Origin of the sequence: Streptomyces sp. NBC_01210 (genome assembly GCF_036010325.1) — a bacterium.
Taxonomy (GTDB): Bacteria; Actinomycetota; Actinomycetes; order Streptomycetales; family Streptomycetaceae; genus Streptomyces.
This window is the reverse complement of sequence record NZ_CP108549.1, coordinates 7,101,122-7,120,807: the sequence shown is the minus strand read 5'-3', so window position 1 is coordinate 7,120,807 and position 19,686 is coordinate 7,101,122. Positions and strand designations below refer to the sequence as shown.

The window sequence follows — 19,686 nt, the reverse complement described above, 5'->3', positions numbered from 1 at the left end:
CCTCTGCCTCAGCCCAGGGTGAGCCTCGGTTTCGGTGCGTCCGTGCGGCCGGTCGGGGGTTTGCGGCTGCCCGCCCGGTACGGGAGCGGCCAGGGCGCGCCCTGGCCCGTGTAGTCCTGGTCGGCCGCCGCGTGCAGCGTCCAGTGGGGGTCGTAGAGATGCGGCCTGGCCAGCGCGCAGAGGTCGGCGCGGCCCGCCAGCAGGAGCGAGTTGACGTCGTCCCACGAGGAGATCGCGCCGACGGCGATGACGGGAATGCCGAGGCTGTTGCGGATCCGGTCGGCGTACGGAGTCTGGTACGAGCGGCCGTACTCGGGCTGCTCATCGGGGACGACCTGTCCCGTGGAGACGTCGATCGCGTCGGCGCCGTGGGCGGCGAAAGCGCGGGAGATCCCGACCGCGTCTTCGGCGGTGGTGCCGCCCTGTGCCCAGTCGGTCGCGGAGATACGGACGGTCATGGGCCGGTCGTCGGGCCAGATGTCGCGCATCATGTCGAAGACTTCGAGGGGGAAGCGGAGGCGGTTGTCCAGGGAGCCGCCGTAGGAGTCGGTCCGCCGGTTGGTGAGCGGAGAGAGGAAACCGGACAGCAGATAGCCGTGGGCGCAGTGGAGTTCGAGGAGGTCGAAGCCGCTGCGGACGGCGCGTCGGGTGGCGGCGGCGAACTGCTCGCGGATGTCGTTCAGTCCGGCCCGGTCCAGGGCGTGCGGGACCTGGTTGACCCCGGTCCGGTAGGGCAGCGCGGAGGGGGCGGAGAGCGGCCAGTTGCCCTGGTCGAGCGGCTGGTCGATGCCTTCCCACATGAGCTTGGTGGAGCCCTTGCGGCCGGAATGGCCGAGCTGGACGCCGATCGCCGTGCCGGGCGAGTGGTGGTGCACGAAGTCGGTGACGCGGCGCCAGGCCGCGCCCTGTTCGTCGGTGTAGAGGCCGGTGCAGCCGGGGGTGATCCGGCCCTCGGCGCTGACACAGACCATCTCGGTCATGACGAGGCCCGCTCCACCGAGGGCGCGTGCGCCGAGGTGGACGAGATGGAAGTCGCCGGGGATGCCGTCGGCGGCGCTGTACATGTCCATGGGTGAGACGACCACGCGGTTGCGCAGGGTCAGTCCGCGCAGCCGGAGCGGCGTGAACATCGGGGGTGTGCCCGGCGGGCAGCCGAAGTCGCGCTCGACGGAGTCGGTGAAGGCCGGATCGCGCAGCCGCAGATTGTCGTGGGTGACTCGGCGGCTGCGGGTGAGCAGGTTGAAGGCGAACTGCCGGGGCGGCTGGTCGAGGTAGGTGGCGAGATCCTCGAACCAGCGGAGGCTGGCGGCGGCCGCGCGCTGGGTGGACTCGACGACCGGGCGGCGTTCGGTCTCGTACGCGGCGAGGGCCTGGCCGAGGGTCGGCTGCTCCTCGATGCAGGCGGCGAGCGCGAGCGCGTCCTCGACGGCGAGCTTGGTGCCGGAGCCGATGGAGAAGTGGGCGGTGTGGGCGGCGTCGCCGAGCAGCACCGTATTGCCGTGGGACCAGCGGTCGTTGACGACGGTACGGAAGGCGATCCAGGCGGAGTTGTTGCCGCGGAGAGGGCGGCCGCCGAGGGCGTCGGCGAAGATCTTCGCGCACTGGTCCGTGGACTGCGCCTCGTCGCAGGTGTCGAGGCCGGCCGCCCGCCAGACCTCCTCGCGCATCTCGATGATGACGGTGCTGGTGCCGCATTGGTTCTGCGGCCCGGAAGGCCTCGTTGAGGGGTGGTCGCGGGGAGACGGGCGGGCGAAGGGGTAGCCGTGGAGCTGCATCACCCCGTGCTCGGTCTCGGCGATCTCGAAGCGGAAGGCGTCGAAGGCGAAGTCGGCGGCGAGCCAGATGTAGCGGCACTGGTGGGAGGTGATGCGCGGCGCGAAGGAGTCGGCGTGCGCCTCTCGGGTGAGGCTGTGCAGGCCGTCGGCGGCGATGACGAGGTCGTACGCCTGGGCGAGCTCGGCGGCCGGCGGGGCGGGGGTGCGGAAACGGAGCCGTACGCCGAGATCGGCGCAGCGCTGGTGCAGGATCTCCAGCAGCCTGCGCCGGCCGAGCGCGGCGAAGCCGTGTCCGCCGGAGGTGAGGGTCCGGCCGCGGTGGACGATGTCGATGTCGTCCCAGCGTACGAACTCGTCCTGGAGCGCGCGGTAGACGGCGGGGTCGGCGTGCTCGATCCCGCCGAGGGTCTCGTCGGAGAGGACGACACCGAATCCGAAGGTGTCCTCGGGGCCGTTCCGCTCCCAGACGGTGATCTCCCGCGCGGGATCGAGCCGCTTGAGCAACACGGCGGCGTACAGCCCGCCGGGCCCGCCACCGATTACGGCGACACGCAGGGCACGGCCGGATCGCGCCGGCGCCCGGACCCGGCCCTCCTGCTCGGCCGGCGAGACGGAGGCCCGGGTCGACTCGGGCGCCGCGGCAGGGGGCGGGCTCGTCGCGGTGCCTTCGGTCGGCCGGGGCATCGTCAGCGCCCCTGCCACTTCGGCGCGCGCTTCTCCGTGAATGCCGCGTGGAACTCCGCGTAGTCCTCGCCGTTCATCAGCAGCGCCTGCGTCGCCGCGTCCAGCTCGACCGAGGCCGCGAGCGGCATGTCGAGCTCGGCGGTGAGCAGTGCCTTGGTCTGGGCGTATGCCAGCGCCGGGCCCTCCGCCAGTCGGCGGGCCAGCTCGGCCGCCCGGGTGTCCGCCTCGCCCTCGTCCGTCAACTCGCTGATCAGGCCGATCCGTTCGGCCTCCGGCGCGCGGACCGGTTCGCCGAGCATCAGCAGCCGGGTGGCGTGTCCCAGCCCGACGACCCGCGGCAGCAGATACGCCGCGCCCATGTCGCCGCCCGAGAGCCCCACTTTGGTGAAGAGGAACGCGAACCGGGCCGAGGGGTCCGCGATACGGAAGTCCGCGGCCAGCGCCAGCACCGCACCGGCTCCCGCCGCGACACCGTGCACCGCGGCGATCACCGGGAAGGGGCATTCCCGCAGCGCCCGTACGACCTGCCCGGTCATCCGGTTGAAGTCGAGGAGCTGGGCGGTGTCCATGGCCAGCGTGGCGCCGATGATGTCGTCGACGTCGCCGCCGGAACAGAAGCCGCGCCCCTCTCCGCCGAGGACCAGCGCCCGCACGGACCGCTCCCGGGACAGCTCGGCGAGCAGGTCGCGCAGGTCGGCGTAGGCACCGAAGGTGAGCGCGTTGAGCTTGTCGGGCCGGTCGAGCGTGACGGTGGCGACACCGTCCTGCCTGGTCAGCCTGATGTGGCGCCATTGCTCGGTGCGGGGCGCAGAGCTGGAAAAGGGGCTCATGTACGCGGCCTCCCTCAGCGGGCCAACTATTACCTGCCTTACGAAGCTATCACTTATACGTGACTTCCGTCATGAGAACGCGATAAGAGAGGGGCGCTACCCGTTCCTGGAGAAGGTCGTCCTGTCCGCGGCCGACGGGGCCCGTGCCGTTCACCGCACCACCGACGGACCGAAGTTGAGTAACCGAAGTTGAGTACCGGTACTCATGATCCCCAAGCACCGGGCAGGGAGCATCGGATCATGCCAACGCGGAAACACACTGCCGTCGCCAGCGCCGCCGCAGCCGCCGTCCTCACTATGGCCGGCTGCGGGAAGAGCGCGGACGACGTGTTCTCCAATCTCAATGGCACCAACTCATCGAGCTCGCACGACACCAGTACCTCCGGGCCGGACGCGCCACGGTCCGACGCACCACCGAACTACGCCGACAACAACCGGGGACGACAGCCCGGCGAGATGAGTCCGCAGGACGAGAAGCGAGCCAGGCAGAAGGCCACTGAGGTCGAACGAGCCCTCGACGATCTGCGCCGACGGGGCAGGATCAGTCCTGCAGAGGTACGGCCCGTACTCGCACAGCTCGCCGCCCCCGCCCACCTCTCCGTGGGAGCGCTGCTGATCGGCACCGGGACGGACCAGGCCGAAGGCAGCACTTACGGCATCTGGATGGGCAAGACCGCCTGCGTCACTGGAGCCGTCAGCAAAGACCGCGTGTGGGCCGACGCCAACGGCCACTACCCCGAGACCGGTTGCATGCCCCCGGCGTCCACTCACTGAGGTCTCGATGAGCGGCGGCGCAGGGCGATCACCGCCGACCGGCTCCGCAAGAGCCGGTTCCAAGCCCACCGGCCCGGAACCGGTCCGCGCCACCGCGCGTATGACTATCCGGCGTCGCCGAGGGTGGCGACCATGATCGCCTTGATCGTGTGCATACGGTTCTCCGCCTCGTCGAAGACGACCGAGTGCTCCGATTCGAAGACCTCGTCGGTGACTTCGAGCTCGGTCAGTCCATGGCTCTCGTGGATCTCCCGGCCGACCTTCGTGCCCAGGTCGTGGAAGGCGGGCAGGCAGTGCAGGAACTTCACGTCCGCGTTGCCGGTGGCGCGCAGGACATCCATGGTCACGGCGTACGGACCGAGCGCCTCGATGCGCTCGTCCCAGATCTCCTTGGGCTCGCCCATCGAGACCCAGACGTCGGTGGCGACAAAGTCCGCGCCGGCAACACCCTCGGCGATGTCCTCGGTGAGGGTGATCCGCGCGCCGCTGGCCTCGGCGGCTTCGCGGGCCCTGGCGACGATGTCCTCGGCCGGCCAGTACGACTTCGGCGCGACGATCCGTACGTCCATGCCCAGTAGAGCGCCCGTGACCAGGTAGGAGTTGCCCATGTTGAAGCGGGCGTCGCCCAGGTAGGCGAAGGCGATCCGCTCGAGCGGCTTGTCACTGTGCTCGGTCATGGTGAGCACATCGGCGAGCATCTGGGTGGGGTGCCAGTCGTCCGTGAGTCCGTTGTAGACCGGGACCCCGGCGAACGCGGCGAGCTCCTCGACAGTGGCCTGCCCATCACCGCGGAACTCAATGGCGTCGAACATCCGGCCGAGCACCCGCGCGGTGTCCTTGGCGGACTCCTTGCTGCCGATGTGCGAGCCTGCCGGGTCGATGTACGTCGTCGATGCGCCCTGGTCCGCGGCCGCGACCTCGAAGGAGCAGCGCGTACGGGTCGACGACTTCTCGAAGATCAGCGCGATGTTCTTGCCGCGCAGCCGCTGGATCTCGGTGCCCGCACGCTTGGCCGCCTTGAGCTCGGCGGCCAGACCGATCAGGCCGCGGAACTCGTCGGCGGTGAAGTCCAGCTCCTTGAGGAAGTGGCGGCCTTCGAGATGTATCGCCATGGTGGCTGCTCCTGGGTCGCGAATGCGATGACGTGACCGTGGAAGTGTATACGACAGTCTGCATTGCTATACGGAGTCGCGTTCGATCGGACAGCTCATACAGCGGGGTCCTCCTCTGCCCCGACCCAGTTCACTGCCGGGGATCTCGATCACTTCGATGCCCTGCTTGCGCAGATGGGTGTTGGTGGTGACATTGCGCTCGTACGCGACGACGACGCCCGGCTCGACGGCCAGGACATTGCAGCCGTCGTCCCACTGCTCGCGCTCCGCCGAGTGGACGTCCTGGGTCGGCGTGAGGACCCGGATCTCCTTGAGCCCCAGCGCGGCGGCGATCGCGCTGTGCATCTGCTCGGGCGGATGATCGCTGACCCTGAGCCCTTGAGCGCCTTCGGCCGGTTCGATGGTGTACGAGCGGAGCATGCCGAGCCCCGCGTACTGGGTGAAGGTGTCGCGGTCGACCATCGTCATAACGGTGTCGAGGTGCATCAGAGCCCGTCGCTTGGGCATGTCCAGCGCCACGATGGTCCGGGCCGAACCGGCAGCGAACAGCCCGCGGGCCAGCATCTCCACGGCCTGCGGAGTGGTCCGCTCACTCATCCCGATCAGTACCGCGCCATTGCCGATGACCAGGACGTCGCCGCCCTCGATGGTGGAGGGGTAGTCGTCCTGCCCCTCCGACCAGTGGTGGAACTCGCCCGCGCGCGGACCTGTGAAGAGCGGATGGTGCTTGTAGATCGCCTCGAAGTGGACGGTCTCACGCTGCCGGGCCGGCCACCGCATGGCATTGATGGAGACGCCGTCGTAGATCCAGGCGGAGGTGTCGCGGGTGAAGAGATGGTTCGGCAGGGGCCGGAGGAGAAAGTCGTCGAGATCCATCACATGGAAGCGGACGGACGTCGGCTCGGGATGACCGGCGAGGAACTCCCGCTTGGTCATCCCGCCGACCAGCGCCTCGACCAGGTCGGCCGTGGACAGCTCGTCGAAAGCGGCTCTGAGGTGGCTCGTGGCGAGCGGACCGTACTCCTTCTCGGCGAAGACCCGGTCCAGCACGAGCTTTCTGGCCTCCGGGATCTCCAGCGACTCGCGGAGAAGATCGCCGAAGAGGTGCACCTCCACCCCGCGGTCGCGCAGCACGTCCGCGAACCCGTCGTGCTCGTGCCGGGCACGGCGCACCCAGAGCACATCGTCGAAGAGCAGGGCGTCCTTGTTACTGGGTGTGAGGCGCTTCAGCTCCAGGTCTGGTCGGTGCAGTATGACCTGGCGCAGCAGCCCGGTCTCGGAGTCGACATGGAATCCCATGCCCCCATCCTCACCGCGCGGAGCGCTGTTCACCCGGCGAACGACCTGACTTCCTAGGTGACGCTCATCAGCGTCACGATCAGAACCACAGCGACCACGAGTACGCCGCCGAGAGCGAGGACGACCAGACGGCCGTCCTGTGCCGAGGAACGGGCAGGCTCACGCGCGGCGGCGGCCGACGGCGGCGGCGGGGGCTGGTCCGGGAGACTCCGCGGCGTCGCCGGTAGATGGTGGGCGACGACGACGACACTCGGCTCGTACCCTCCGTGTGCCGCCCTGAGCAGTGCCAGCCACGCGGCTTCGGGCAGTCCGGGGCGCTCGCCCACCACGATCTGCCGGACCGCGGCCCGGCCGGCCCGGTCGGAGCCGGTGCTCAGCCGTGGCAGCAGCTCGGTCAACCGGTCCTTCGGCCGTGGGTCGTCCAGCAGGGGGCGTACCACCCAGCGGTAGAGGGATGCGGCGTTGGCGGCCCGGATCTCGTCGCCGGGACCACCGCCACCGCCACCGCCGCCCGGACCGTACTGACCCGTGAGGAAGAGATCCAGGTCGAGGACGGTGTCGCGCAGTCCCCGCCGCAGGGTCTGGTGCCAGTACGGCCACCTCTCGGCGATCTCCGCCATGAGGAGTGTCACAGCCTCGTAGTGGATGGCGGCCCGCAGCGCGCGAATCAAGTCCCGGTCCACGGCGCACCGCACCAGCTCCCTGGCATCACTCGGGGGGCCGGCATAACGCTCGGGGAAGGCGGAGAGCACGGTCAGCAGGTACTGGTAGTCCACCGTCGGCCGCCGACCGCGCCGGCGCAACCGGCGCAGCCGACGCGGACTCACCTGCGGGGCCTTCCACTCCGCCGGGACGACCCGGACCTCGGACTCGGCAGGGCGCGAGGCCGCGGGCGAGTCGGCATGCGGCGGCTGCGCCGGGAGCGGCTGGTGGTGTTGCTGCGTGTGCGGCTGGTCCTGGTGCGTGGCATGCGGCTGGTGCTGGTACGTCGTACGCGGCTGGTGCTGGTGATACGTCTGCGCCTGCGGCTCGCGCCCGTCGTACGGGTCCCGCGTCGGGAGCGTCGACGAATCCCGCCCGTCGTAAGGCTCACGCGCCGGCAACTCCCGGCCGGGCGCTTCCTCCCATGGCGGCGGACGATGCTCCTCCGCCCGGTGGACGCCGTGCCCGCGCTCGGCGCCGTCCAGCGCGGACAGCGCGCGTTCCACCGCGTCCAGCAGCGTCCGCCCGCCGACGCCGTTCCCCGCCCGCTGCGTCGCAACCGTCCGCAGCGTCCTGTCCACCTCGAACTCCCGCCCGTCCCCCCGCGCCACTCCGCGCAGATGGTGGCGGACCAGCTCGGCCGCGAGTTCCTCCGCGCGGTCCCGGCAGCGCTCCCGCGGATCCGTACGCAGCCGCTGGGTGTCCTGAGCCGCTGAGCCCGGCCAGCTCCGTACGAAAACGAAGCGCAACGCCGCCGTTTCGGCGGTGTCGTGCGTCGCGAACGTCCAGCCTCGCGGGACGAGTCCGCTGAAGATGCCGGCCATGCCCCAGAGCACCCGGCAGGCGCTGTCCCCGCCCTGACGGTCCAGCAGAGTGAAGCGCTGACGGGGATGGCGCAGGAACTCCGCGACCACGCCCGTCAGCTCTTCCTCCACTCCGGCCAGGGTCGCCGCGAGCCGTCGCTGCCCGTCGAGGGCCGAGGGCAGCAGCGCCGCCTCGCGCACCTGGTCCAGAGCGCCACGGACCTCGCCCAGCGCCAGTTCGCTGCCCTCCCAGGACCAGTCGTGCAGCCCCAGACAGGTGTCGGGATCCAGTACCTGCGACGATCCGAGCAGCGCATGGCAGACCGTGCTCGTACTCCCGCCCGCGTCGCGCCAGGGAGTGCGGTGCAGCAGCAGCGCGCTGCCGTCGCGCTCCAGCCGGACGAGCGCGGGCACCGTGTCCTCGCCGGTCGCCCGCAGCAGCGCGGCCGCGCTGCGGAAGACGCCGTCGGCCTGCTCCGGGCCGCAGGACCAGGCCACCGGACCGAAGCCGGTGGTACCCGACGCGTTGTCGGCGTCCCAGCGGAAGACGATCTGGTCCACCGACTCCTCTTGCCGGACCATCAGGCGCCCACCTCTCTCGGCTCCGCTCCCGGCAGGAGCCCGCACATGGCAAAGATCGACAGCAGTGGCGCCAGCACCCGGCGGGGTCTGACACCGTGTGGAAATTCGTCGCCCCTCGCCTGGCCGCCGGTCGCCGCGACGAAGTGCAGGGTGCAGCGGGCACAGTCGTCGAACGGCTTCAGCCAGGCGGAGCTGGCGTGGTGCGACACGAACGCATAGGCGTCACGGCTCTCCGCGAGCACCGCGTCCGCGTCGAACCGCGTCGGCAGTGCGCGGCCCAGCCAGCGGTCCACGGAGGGGTCGAACCGCACCAGGTCGCTCTTGTTCACCGCGACCGCCGCCGGTGCGTCGATGTACGGCCCGCGCCGCGGTATACGGTTGAGGACGGTGGTGAACGCCTCGTCGCCCAGATCGCGCCGGCGCAGCTTGTTCCGCTCGCGCACCGGGTCGAGGAACGGCAACCGCAGCGCGCGCAGCGGATCCAGTACGAAGATGAAGGCTCCGACGCCCATCAGAAACCCGGTCACCTCTCCTTCCTCCGCCAGGTCCTCGCCCGCGAGGTCGAAGAAGACAACCGGCCGGGTCGCCCCGCGCCCGGAGACCAGGAGACCGTCGGCGAAGCGCGCGAAGGTCTGCTGGCCGGTGCTGGCCAGTTGTTTCCCCTGTTGCAGGCCCTGTACCCGCTCCCGCAGGAACGTACGGTGCGAAGCCGGGTTGAGCGGCAGGCACTTGAGTCCGTACGGCTCGAGTCCGCCCTGCTCGATCTCGCCGAGCATCGCGGCCAGCAGATGCGTCTTGCCCACGGCCGAGCTGCCCACCAGGGCGATGGAGAGAGGCTCACCGTTGGTGAGATACGGGACGGGCAGTTCGTGCGACCTGTCCCCGTCGGCGTGCGGGCAGCGGTGGAACGCCTGGCGCAGCGCGTCCTGCCGGTGCGCGGGGCGGTGTTCCGTACTGAGGTCGAGCGGGATGCGGTCGCCCTTGGGGGAGATGGTGAGAAGCATGCTCTCGTCGAAGGTGACCGGGAGCAGGCAGTGCGGGCACAGCCTGGGGCGTGGGGACGCCGGCGGCTCCTGCGCGGGCTCTGCGACGGATCGGGGGGCGGCCCCGTTCGGCGGAGGTACGGCTCCCAGCAAGGAGCGCAGCGAGCGGCGAGTGGGCCCGGGCGTCGGCGCGGTCGCTTCCTCCACCGGCCGGTCGAGACCCAGCTCTCGTCTCTTGCGGGCGAGTTGGGCGTCGAAGTCGGCACGCGCCCGGCCGAGCGGATCGTTGACTCCGGGTGCCGAGACAAGCGGGTCGGTGACATTGAGCAGCCGCATCAGTTCCGTCGGTGTGGGCCTGTCGGCCGCCAGCGGAGCGAACACGCCGCCGTCGTCGAGCGCGGCCAGCCGACGGAAGTCGGCGAGGTCGGCAGGCGGGCCCGTGCCCCGGTCCGCCCGTCCGGAGAGCAGGAAGTACATCAGCTGGGCGACGGCCCACAGATCGTCCCTGGCGTCGGCCCCTCCCCTGCCTTCGCGCTGCTCCGGCGACGCCCACGGCGCCGCACCGAACGCGCCCCTGGGCTCCCCGGTGCGCAGCGCGCCGTACGGCTCGGTGAGCCGCACATGGGTGCCGTCCCAGCTGACGGTCTCCGGCGCGATGGCCCGGTGCACGAGCCCCACATCCTCCAGCAGCCTTACCGCCAGGGTGAGTTGGGCGAGGACCTGGTGCTGCTCGTCCACGGTCAGGGCGCCGCGCCGGGCACTGATCGGCTCACCGCCGTGGATCCGGTAGAGGATGAAGGGCTCGGGAGCCTCCAGATCGAAGCCGATCATCCGCGTGAACACTTCGCCGTACCGCTCGGAGCCGTACCTCCGCTCCAGGGCGACGGCCGCGGCCACTTCCCGCTCCAGCGTGCCGTACGCCTGCGGATCCGCCTGGCCCGACGCCGGAAGCCGGTACTGGTGCACCGGCCAGCCCGCGCCGAGTGTCACCTTGCGGGCGACCAGCGACGGCCGCCCGGGCAGCCGCCGGTCCGGCCCGAACCGGGCCGCGAACCCGACGGGATCCTCCTTGTGGGTGAGGAATTCCAGCACCTCGGACCACTCCGCCGATGCGGAGTACGCGCCACCTCCCGGTTCGGTCACGGCGCACCGCCCTCCTCTCCCCTGACGGTACGGACGGTCTCGGCACGCAGCGGTACGAGCCGCAGCACACCGGCGTGCCGGCCGGTCGCCGTCCACACCACGTCCTCGGCCGCGCCGCGCCAGCTGTCCTGGTTCTCGTCCTGCTCAGCGCCACGGCGCATCGCCTCCGGCACGAACCGCACCTGCCGTACCGCCACCGGATCCTTGGACAGCATCCGCCGGTGCTCGGCGCCGCACAGCGGCACGACCTGCTCACCCGCGCTGCCCGGTCCGAGGAGCCAGGCCACCCGGTCCGCGGAGACGCCGAGCAACTGGGCCGCGCCCGGGCGCCGTTCGGGGTGCGGGGCAAAAGGCGGCGGCGAGGCCGCTCCGTCGCGCTGCAGCCGTGCGTGCACCTCGTCGAGCAGCTCACCCATAGGCCGGTCCAGCTGCATCCGGCCCGCGCCCGACGGGTCCTGCTCGACGGCTCCCCAGCAGGGCTCGACGATGCGGGCCACTCCGTCCATGAGATCCGAGACGAGCGTGTCGACCAGTGCGGGGCCGCCGTCGCCGCGCTCCCGTTCCAGCCAGGCCGGATCGGCGGCCACCTCGAACTGCCGGGTGTCGTTGGCCTGTTGTTCCTCGCCGGCCGGCGCCTCTGCCGTCTCCGCCGTGTGAGCGCGCTCGAAGGACTCGAAGGAATCGACGGGTTCCACAGGGTCCACAGGGCGGCCGGACGGCCCCGGTGCACCCGTGAGGTCGGGCGCCGGTGCGGCGTCGAGCCATCCGTCACCGGCGGCGCTGTCGCCCCAGCTGTCCCAGCTCCAGGGCTCGGCCGCCGGCTCCGCTTCTGCCGAAGGCTCCGGCACCGGCACCGGGCGGGCCCCCGGCGCTTCCTCGCGGCGCGTTCCGGACGGCTGCCCGCCGCCGGGAGTGTGCCGCTCCGCCGTATCGGCGAGACCCCGCAGCAGCAGAGAGACAGCTCTGGCACCGTCCGAGCAGTGGTAGCGGGCATCCGCGAACAGCCAGTCGTGGACGGCCGTTTCGATCAGCAGCTGATCGACGTCCCGCACCAGCTGGGCGGCGAACTCCGCGTCCATCCGGCTCCACCAGGAGTCGACGGCCGCGCTCCAGTGGCGCAGCGCCAGCAGCACCAGCAGGGCGAGCGAGAGCACCAGGGAGGCCGCACCGGCCCACGAGGGAAGCCCGAGGAACTGCCCGGTTCCCGCCCCGGCCACGCCGCCCGCCAGCCCGCCGAACAGACGGGGCGCCGCCCCCGTGCTCCCCCCTCCGTCGAGCCTGCCGTCGGGTGAACGGCTGGGCCGGCGGCGCAGCATGAGTACGGCAAGTGCCGCCCCGGCCGGCCCGGTGGCCGGCCCCAGCACCCAGCCGAGTCCCGGCCACAGGCCGGCGGCGAACGCCAGCAGAAAGGCCACTACGGCCGCGATGCGCCCGGAGCCGCCCGCCGTGAAGGGTACGGGCGAGGTCAGATGCGTCAGATAGTCCCGGTCGCAGATCTCGTCGAGCCGCGCGAGCCTGGCCGCGCTGCCGGCCGGAGCGGACCGGTCCGACAGCGCCGCGAGCCGCGCGGCGACCGAACGCAGCGGAAGCCGCTTGGCGATCAGGCTCTCCGTGAAGCCGCGCAGACCGGGTCCGACACTGCTGCGGGAGACCTCGGGGATCTCCGGCAGGTCGATTCCGCGCTCCACCAGCCGGCCGCGCTGCTCCGGGGCCAGCCGCACTCCGCCGCCGTCCGAGAGCGCCCCGGCAATGGTCTCCTGGTAACCGGCCAGTGCCGCCGAGAGGCGTTCGAGGCGGCCCGGCAGGTCGGCTTCCCCGGCCGTCGTGAACAGCCCGGCCCAGCTCCGTACGTGCTCATAGCCGTCCACCGCGTGGCGCAGGGCCGCCCCGCACTCCCGGTGCCGTGCCTCGGCCCGGCCGCCGGGCAGCAGCCAGGCACGGCCCTCCAGGTTCCGCGGTACGGAGTCGCCGAGCAGGAGCGCCAGTTCGGCGGGGAGAGTGTCGCCCAGGACGGGGGCGGGGACTTCCTGGCCGACCAGACTCTCCAACGCCTGCCGCCAGGACCTTCTCCTGGCGTCATCCGTCAGATCGTGTTCCAGGATCCGCACGGCCGGGACCGCGACGCCGTGGACGACATCCCCGAGCGCCCGCAGAACGGCGTCGAAGACCGCGGGGACGACGAGGAGTTCGACGAGAGGGCGCAGGGCTTCGTCGGATCCGTGCGTTCCGGAACTCCGGCCGTCGCCTCTGGCGCCGGACCCGCCGGACACGTCGATGAGCCACAGCACACCGGCGGCCGGCGGCCGCAGGGTGAGCGGCCGCCGCAGGGTCCGCTCCTCGCCCGGACCGACGGCCAGGCAGATCACCTGGGCCGGTCCGTACGAGTAGAGCTCTTCGTAGAACAGTTGATGGGTGATGAGACCGGGCGCGTCGTCGATGACGAGGAAGCGCCGCTCGTCGCCGGCCTGCGGCTCGTCCAGGGCGTCGGCCACGGCGCTGTGCAACGCGTCCTGTCCCGCGGTCGCCGGGGCCGAGGACCTCAGGTCGAGGCAGACCGCATGGGTGGGAATGCGGTGTTCGGGTGTCACGGTCGGCTTCACTCCTCACCGCCCTCCCGGTCCCAGGGGTACTTCGCCGAGGACGCCGACGTGTCACGCTCCGACCACATGTGCTCCGACGTCTCGCCTGCCGATGTCTCGTGTGCTGACGTCTCGCGTGCCGAAGTCTCGCGTGCTGACGTCTCGCGTGCTGACGTCTCGCGTGCCGAGGTCTCGCGCTCCGGCCGCTCCCACTCCGGCTTCTCGGGGTCCGGCCTCTCGAGCTGCGGCCTCTCGTGGTCCCGCTTCTCACGCTCCGTCCACTCCGGTGCCGGTGACCCCGTGGTGCGCCCACCGTTGGACCGCGCGTCCGGCTCCGCTCCTGCCCCCCGCGCATACCGCTGGTCCAGCGCCCACAGCGAGGGCCTGGTGGGCCGGGACGCACCCGGGAAGCGCATCTCCAGGGCTCCCTTGAGGGTCTTCTCCCAGAAGTGCCGCAGGGGTACGAGCCACTCCTCGTCCTCATCCCCGTACCGCCCGGAGAGCTCGTCCAGGAGCGCGATCTGCTGCGGAGCCACGTCGTGAACGAGCGTCTTGAAGAGCTTCGACGCAGGTACGGGAGTGGTGGCGAGCCCGGTCGGCTGGGTGCGCATCAGCCGGTCGCAGAAGTCCTCGATGATCTGCCCCTCGTCCAGCAGCGCCCACCGCTCGTACGCCGCCAGCAGCCCGGCCCAGCTGGAGACGGAGCCGTCGAAGGCCTCCAGCCGCAGGGTCATGGTGGCCGAGTCGCCCTCCTGGAGCCGGATCCGTATCAACTCGGGCGATGTGGCCGGACCCTCGAAGTCGACGCGCCCGTTCCACATCGCGCAGAGGATCCGGTGCAGAATCCGCTGCCGGTCGTCCTCCGTGCTGGCCAGCCAGTCGTCGCGGTGACCCAGCCGCTGCCGCCAGTGCAGGAAGTCGTCCACTCCCGCCGCGTCCCGCGCCTCCGACCAGAGCCTGAGCACATGCCGGACCTCGGAGACATCGGTGAGGCTCATCCCGCTGCGGAACAGCACCACCGTGATGGACTCGGTGTCCACGGCCCGGTACTCCTGGGTCGCCTGAGGGTCGCGCGGCAGATTCAGCTCCTGCTTCAGGAACTGTTCGGCACGTCCGTCCGCCTCGCTCGCCGGGTGCACGATGAGGACCTTCAGCGGACCGCTGCCGTCCGGGGTGAAGCCGACCGGCAGCAGTCCCGCCAGCTGCGAGCGGAACTGCTCCAGCCAGCGGCTGTCCACGGTGGCCTCGGCGTCCTCGTCGCCGGCCGCGGCCCGCAGCAGTACTCCCATCGAGGGCAGCAGGGGACGGTCGTTGAGCACACTCGCCTCTCCGAAAAGCCCCTTCACCCGCTGCTCGACAACCTGCTTGATCTCCTTGACGGCGGCGCGCGGAGAGCGGCGTACGGCCTCCAGCGCACGCTGCCAGTCCTCCGGCTGGATCAGTCTTGCCAGCAGCCCGGCGGGATCCGTGTTCTCCGGCAGCCCCTCGTGCTGGACGAGGCGGTCGAAGACTTCGTCGTAGAAGGCTCTGAGGTTGTTCTGTGGCGGCAGCAGATAGGAGACTCCGGTGCGGTCGTCGCGGTAGAGCTCCTTGCGGCGTTCCATGAACAGCTTGCGCTCGTCCTCCTCGTGCGCGCGCAGCGCTCTTGCGAGCTCGCCGATCTCCTTGATGGCGCGGGCCATAGGTGGCCGCCACCGGGATTCCTGTTCCTTCCAGCCGCGGTGCCACAGCCGGTTGGCCCGCCAGCGGTACCAGTCGTCCTGCTCGATCACGGCCTCCTGGACGTCCGGGTCCCCCCAGCGGGCCGGCACGAGCCCGCCCACTCCCCCCTTGATCCGCGGGATCTGCGGGGCGGAGGGCTGCACGCCGTCCGGCCGTTCCGGATCGTTCTTCCGGTTCTCCAGCATTCCGGCGAACCCGGCCTCGGCGGCCCGCTGCGGATGGCCGTGCAGCCCGGCCAGCGTCCGTTCGAGCTGGAACGGTCCGATCAGGCCCAGAAGTTCGCGTGCGCCGGTTTGCGGCTTGAAGTCCTCGACCAGCCGTGGGATCTCCCGGTCCAGCTCACGGCCGAGCCGGCCGAGCCGGTCCTCCATGTCACCGATCCGGTCGCGCAGCGCCTGGCCGATCTTGTTGTTCCCCTTGGGCAGCGGATCGGGGACCGGGATCTCCGGGGCCTCCCGGGTCCACAGCCGGCCGATGCCCGATCGCTCGAAGAGCTCCTGGACCCGTTCGGCGCCGTCGTCACGGGGGCGTCTGGCATCCTCGGCCATCCCGTGGACCGCCTGGGCGAGCAGCCGGCCGGCGACGATCTCGGCGAGGTCGTCCACGGGTACCGTCAGTGAGGCGGCCAGGCTGGTGGACATTCCGCGGTAGCCGATGCCTGAGCGGGCCGGGGTGGAGCGCTCCACGCTCTTGTTGACGAAGCTGGCCGCGAACGACTGGTAGTCGTCCTCGGTGCGCCCCTGGCCGCTCTCCTCGCCCAGCTCCGTGCCGATGAGCGACATCACCATCGCGGTGATGGAGCGGCGCAGGTCCTCCGGCCTGATGACCGCGGGCCTGCTGAAGAGGAACGCGGTCTGCACGGTCGACGGGCGCAGCGCGACGACCCCGTCCACGGGATAGTGCACGCTGATCGAGCCGCGCTGTTTCACATCGCCGAAGTCGTTCCGGGCGTCGGGCACGTTCTGGTCGTCCACCAGCCGGGCGAGGTCCACCAGCGCGCGGGCGGAGTTCAGCTCGGCCTCGCGTCCGCCGCCCGCCTCGGGTGTGAAGGCCGAGGGCATGACCACCAGTGGGTAGATCTTCACCCCGGGCACCTTGGACTTGCGGAACTCGTGCCCGATGAGATGGATGAAGTCGTAGTAGATACCGGCTCCGGTGCCTCCGGCCACCGAGAACGCCACGAACACATCGCAGCCGCGGATCTGCCGTCCGCCCAGGTCGCGGAGATCACCCGCGGAGTTGCTGATGGTGCTGATGGCCGCGCGCAGTTGCCGCAGTACCGGCTCCAGGCCGCTGCGCAGCGTGGCGAAGAGCGCGGCCCGGCCCACCGTCGGAAGCTGCCCGGCACCGTTGTGCAGCGGGGCCACGCGCGGCTGGCGTTCCTGCGGCGGCAGCCAGCCGTGGGTCTCCTCGTGCAGGGCGACCCGCAGCATGCGGGTCACCTCCGGAGAGCTGTCGTAGCCAGTGGGCAGCAGATCGTGGATGACGCGTGAGGTACGGGCGTACGCTGCGGCCTCGGTGCCCTTGGCGCTGAACTGCGGAAGCCGGTCGAGCTCCGACTCACTGAAGTCCGCGTAGACGAACTGCAGGTAGTCCGGCAGCTGGAACGGTGCGCGCCGGCCGGCGGCGACCAGTTTGGTGCCGTCGGGGCCGCACAGCTCCCGGCGCAGTCCGCGTTCAAGCTCGGCGCCGATCCGACCGCCGGTTCCGCCCAGGCCGACGAAGAGCATGGGCTGGTAGATCTTCATCTCGTCTCCCCTTGAGCCGTCGTACGACGGCCCGTCGTGACTCAGAAATTGGGGTCGAACCGGCGCGTACCGGCCGGCTGTTCTCCGGTGTCGGCCGGGTCACCGCCCGGGCGGGGGCGGCCGGCCGCATCGTTGCCGCGGTTGGGCCGGGACCAGCGGCCGCGCGATGGTGTGCCCGCGTCGCCGCCGGTCCGCCCGCCCCGGGCGCGGCCGGGCCAGGTGCGACCGCGCTCGCCGCGCGAGGACCGGCCGGCCGGGCCGCGCCGGTCGCGTACGACGAGTTCCAGGCCGTCGGCGATACCGGTCGACTCCCCCGCGCGTACGGCGTGTTCGCGCCCCTGCTGCGGGCGGAGCAGGATCTCGCCCGCCCCGGTGCGGCGCAGCCGGTGGGAAGCGGGCGCTCCGGGGGTGCTGCGCTGGAGCGAGGGAGCGGCGCCCGTGGCCCGGTCCACGGTGAAGTGGAATTCGCCGCCGGTGCTCTGCCCCGAACGTATGGTGAGCTCGTCGAGCGATCTGCCCTCCGTGCTCAACTCCAGCTGAACGCCGACGAGATCGCGGCGCCGCCTGCGGGCTCCGAGCCGTACGACGGCGAAGGCCGCGAGCACCAGTACCAGTGCGCCGCCGCCGATCACCGCGCCCCACCAGCGGTCCCACCAGGTGGGCGGCGCCTCGACCCGGAGATCGAGGAACGAGGTGTCCAGCACGCGCCCGTCGTCGCCCGTGTCGACGACGGTGATGCTTCCTCCCACCTCGCCGAGCGGAGTGCCGGGACCGAGCGAGAGAGTGAACCTGGCGCGGGTGCGCTCGCCCGGGGCCGCCGTGACGGTGGCAGGGCTGATCCGCAGTGCGGAGCCGGGCGCCTGGTCGTCGAGGGCCAGCCGCAGTGTGTGCGGTCCGCTGTCGTTGTTGGTGATGTCCAGAGTGCCGCCGACGGTGGCGCCGGGGTGCACGGTGGCCCGGTCGACCGTCAGCCCCGCTGTGACGGGCGGAGTGCCCGAGGTGACTCGGGCGTGCAGGGGACGGTGGTCGGCGGTGACCCCGGGTGCGGCCATCTGCGTGGTGAGTTCGAGGTCTCCCGATGCGCCGGCCGGCACGGTGAGCGTGCCGGTGAAGCGCACGTCGTCGGCCCGCTGGTCCGGTGCCCGGCCGTCGTCCGCCAGCCGCACGGTGACCGGGGCGAATCCGCTTCCTGACAGCCGCGCGGAGACCTTGACACCGGCCAGCTGGCGCGGGTCCGTGAGCACGACGCCGCGCCTGGTCTGCATCCGGATCTCGACCACGGCCTGCTCTCCGGCACGCGGCGCGGCGGGGTCCAGGGTCACGGCGGAGCGCAGCCGGCCCTGCCAGATGGCACGGACGGCGACCTCACGGTCCCGGTGGCCCTCCGGTGCCTCGACCCGGACCCGCCAGCGGCCGGGCAGTGGATTCTTCACGCGCAGCGCCTCGACCGGGCCGTCCTGGCCGCTGACTTCGAAGGTCGAGCCGTCGAACGCCCCTTGCGTGGGCACCTTGCGGCCGCTGGGGTCGTAGTAGGTGACCGACACCTTGGGGTCGTGTTTGCCGACCGTGATCGATCCGTCGGTGGCGATCGGCGGGATCGTCACCGCCAGATCGGCCGGCGGCTTTCCGGCAGTGCCGTGTGCGATCTGGGCGCAGCGTGCCGCGGCGAAGGTCTCCTGCAGCGCCTTGTCGATCTGCGCCGAGCTGTCCACCACCCGCATCCGCGGGGTGGCACCGGGCAGATCGGCGCAGCCGTTGCGGTAGCCGCCCTCGGCCATCTCGGTCAGGGCCGCCCGGTCTATCTCGCTGCCGAAACCGAGCGGCCAGACCTGGACGGATTCGCGGCGGGCGCGGGCGAGCGCCTCGGTCAGCCGTTTGGCGCCGTTGGCCTGGCGGCTGGCGGCGTCGGTGCCGTACTCCGGGCTGTCACGCACATCCAGTTTGCCGTCGGTGAGCAGGAAGACCACCTTCGGGGTGGGTTTGTTGCTCTCGGACAGCCGGTCGACGGCCTGGCTCAGGGCGGCCGGGAAGTCGGTTCCCGGACCGGTCCGCCGCGGATCCCGGCGGGACAGCTCCTGTACGCAGTCGCTCAGGCGCTGCCGTCCCGCGGCGTCGGCCACGGTCAGTCCGCAGACCTCCCGCACCGCTGTCTGTCCCGCCTTCTCGGAGCTGCCGAACCCGATGACGGCGGCGCGGGAGCGCTCCGAGATCTCGCCCTGGCTCAGCAGCGCGGCGGCTTCCACCTCGCGTGTCAGATCCTTGTCGGAGAGACTCTTCGACTGGTCGACGACCACGGCGAAGTCGATCGGGTCCGGGCCCTCGGTGGCGGGCGCCGGGGCGCGGGCGCTCCCCGTCGCTGTCGCCGTCGCGGGCGCCGTGAGCGGCCCGGACAGAGCCAGCAGCGCGCCGGCCATCACCAGGGCGCCCGCCTTGCTTCTCAGGTGCATCGTCTCTCACCACAGTTCGCTGAAGAGGGTCAGTAGCGCGCCGAGCGCGAGGGAACACACGCCCATGCGCAGCCACCGGTATTTCGCGGCGAGCACCGCTCCGTGCACGCTCGCCTGGTCCAGCAGCCAGCCGGTGACGTCCTCGCCCGCTGAGGCGAGGCGGGCCAGCAGTTGTTCCGAAGAGGCCCGGGCCGCCAGGTCGCGCAGCAGGGTGCGGTCGGCGCCGATCCTGGTGCGCGGCAGGATCACGGCGACGAGCATCAGCACTCCGGCACCCCAGAACAGGCCGCCCACAACAAGAAGCGCCGGTGTGGAGCGCGATTCGGGCAGCGGAGTGGATCCCCTGGAGAGGATGACGGCGAGGAAGGCGACGGCGCCGGAGAGCAGGATCGCCGCCTTCGTGTCGGCCCTGCCGATGTCCTCGCGGACCGACATGAGCAGACGCTCCGCCATGAAGCGGACATCCTCCGGTCCGGGCCGGTCCGGTCCTGGCCGTAAGGCGC

General features: G+C 71.4%; 11 protein-coding genes. 1 reads left to right on the top strand and 10 read right to left on the bottom strand.

The features are described from left to right. Nucleotides 1–8 precede the first annotated feature (8 nt). A complete protein-coding gene (locus OG735_RS32050) occupies nucleotides 9–2,459 on the bottom strand; it encodes a bifunctional salicylyl-CoA 5-hydroxylase/oxidoreductase (RefSeq protein ID WP_442812525.1) in 2,451 nt (816 codons plus the stop codon). Between the two features lie 2 nt (nucleotides 2,460–2,461). Then, nucleotides 2,462–3,289, bottom strand: a complete 828-nt coding sequence (locus OG735_RS32045; protein WP_327326614.1) for an enoyl-CoA hydratase family protein — start codon at nucleotides 3,287–3,289, stop codon at nucleotides 2,462–2,464. Nucleotides 3,290–3,529: 240 nt separating this feature from the next. On the opposite strand from OG735_RS32045, the gene OG735_RS32040 reads away from it, so the two are divergent. Beyond that, nucleotides 3,530–4,063 (top strand): hypothetical protein, encoded by a 534-nt coding sequence (locus OG735_RS32040; protein WP_327326613.1) that lies wholly within the window; start codon nucleotides 3,530–3,532, stop codon nucleotides 4,061–4,063. 104 nt (nucleotides 4,064–4,167) lie between these two features. On the opposite strand, the gene argF is transcribed toward OG735_RS32040, so the two are convergent. The 8 genes from argF to OG735_RS32000 all read right to left on the bottom strand — a co-directional run bounded on the left by argF (nucleotide 4,168) and on the right by OG735_RS32000 (nucleotide 19,636). Beyond that, nucleotides 4,168–5,175 carry an ornithine carbamoyltransferase gene (argF, locus tag OG735_RS32035; RefSeq protein ID WP_327326612.1) on the bottom strand — a complete coding sequence of 336 codons (1,008 nt, stop codon included), beginning with the start codon at nucleotides 5,173–5,175 and terminating at the stop codon, nucleotides 4,168–4,170. A 66-nt stretch (nucleotides 5,176–5,241) separates the two neighbouring features. Next, a complete protein-coding gene (locus OG735_RS32030; protein ID WP_327326611.1) occupies nucleotides 5,242–6,474 on the bottom strand; it encodes an arginine deiminase in 1,233 nt (410 codons plus the stop codon). A gap of 53 nt (nucleotides 6,475–6,527) precedes the next feature. Further along, the gene (locus OG735_RS32025) at nucleotides 6,528–8,561 is read right to left on the bottom strand and encodes a hypothetical protein (protein ID WP_327326610.1); all 2,034 of its coding nucleotides are present in this window, start codon (nucleotides 8,559–8,561) and stop codon (nucleotides 6,528–6,530) included. After that, nucleotides 8,561–10,687 (bottom strand): hypothetical protein, encoded by a 2,127-nt coding sequence (locus OG735_RS32020; protein WP_327326609.1) that lies wholly within the window; start codon nucleotides 10,685–10,687, stop codon nucleotides 8,561–8,563. The genes OG735_RS32025 and OG735_RS32020 overlap by 1 nt, the downstream gene beginning before the upstream one ends. Beyond that, on the bottom strand, nucleotides 10,684–13,275 hold the full coding sequence (locus OG735_RS32015; RefSeq protein ID WP_327326608.1) for a hypothetical protein: 2,592 nt from the start codon (nucleotides 13,273–13,275) through the stop codon (nucleotides 10,684–10,686). Before OG735_RS32015 ends, OG735_RS32020 begins: the two co-directional genes overlap by 4 nt. Nucleotides 13,276–13,283: 8 nt before the next feature. Further along, nucleotides 13,284–16,736: a tubulin-like doman-containing protein gene (locus OG735_RS32010; protein ID WP_327326607.1), complete on the bottom strand. Its 3,453-nt coding sequence runs from the start codon at nucleotides 16,734–16,736 to the stop codon at nucleotides 13,284–13,286. Between the two features lie 41 nt (nucleotides 16,737–16,777). Continuing rightward, a complete protein-coding gene (locus OG735_RS32005; RefSeq protein WP_327326606.1) occupies nucleotides 16,778–19,183 on the bottom strand; it encodes a vWA domain-containing protein in 2,406 nt (801 codons plus the stop codon). Nucleotides 19,184–19,189: 6 nt separating this feature from the next. Beyond that, nucleotides 19,190–19,636, bottom strand: coding sequence for a Pycsar system effector family protein (locus OG735_RS32000; RefSeq protein WP_327326605.1), 447 nt, complete (start codon nucleotides 19,634–19,636; stop codon nucleotides 19,190–19,192). Nucleotides 19,637–19,686: the final 50 nt, after the last annotated feature.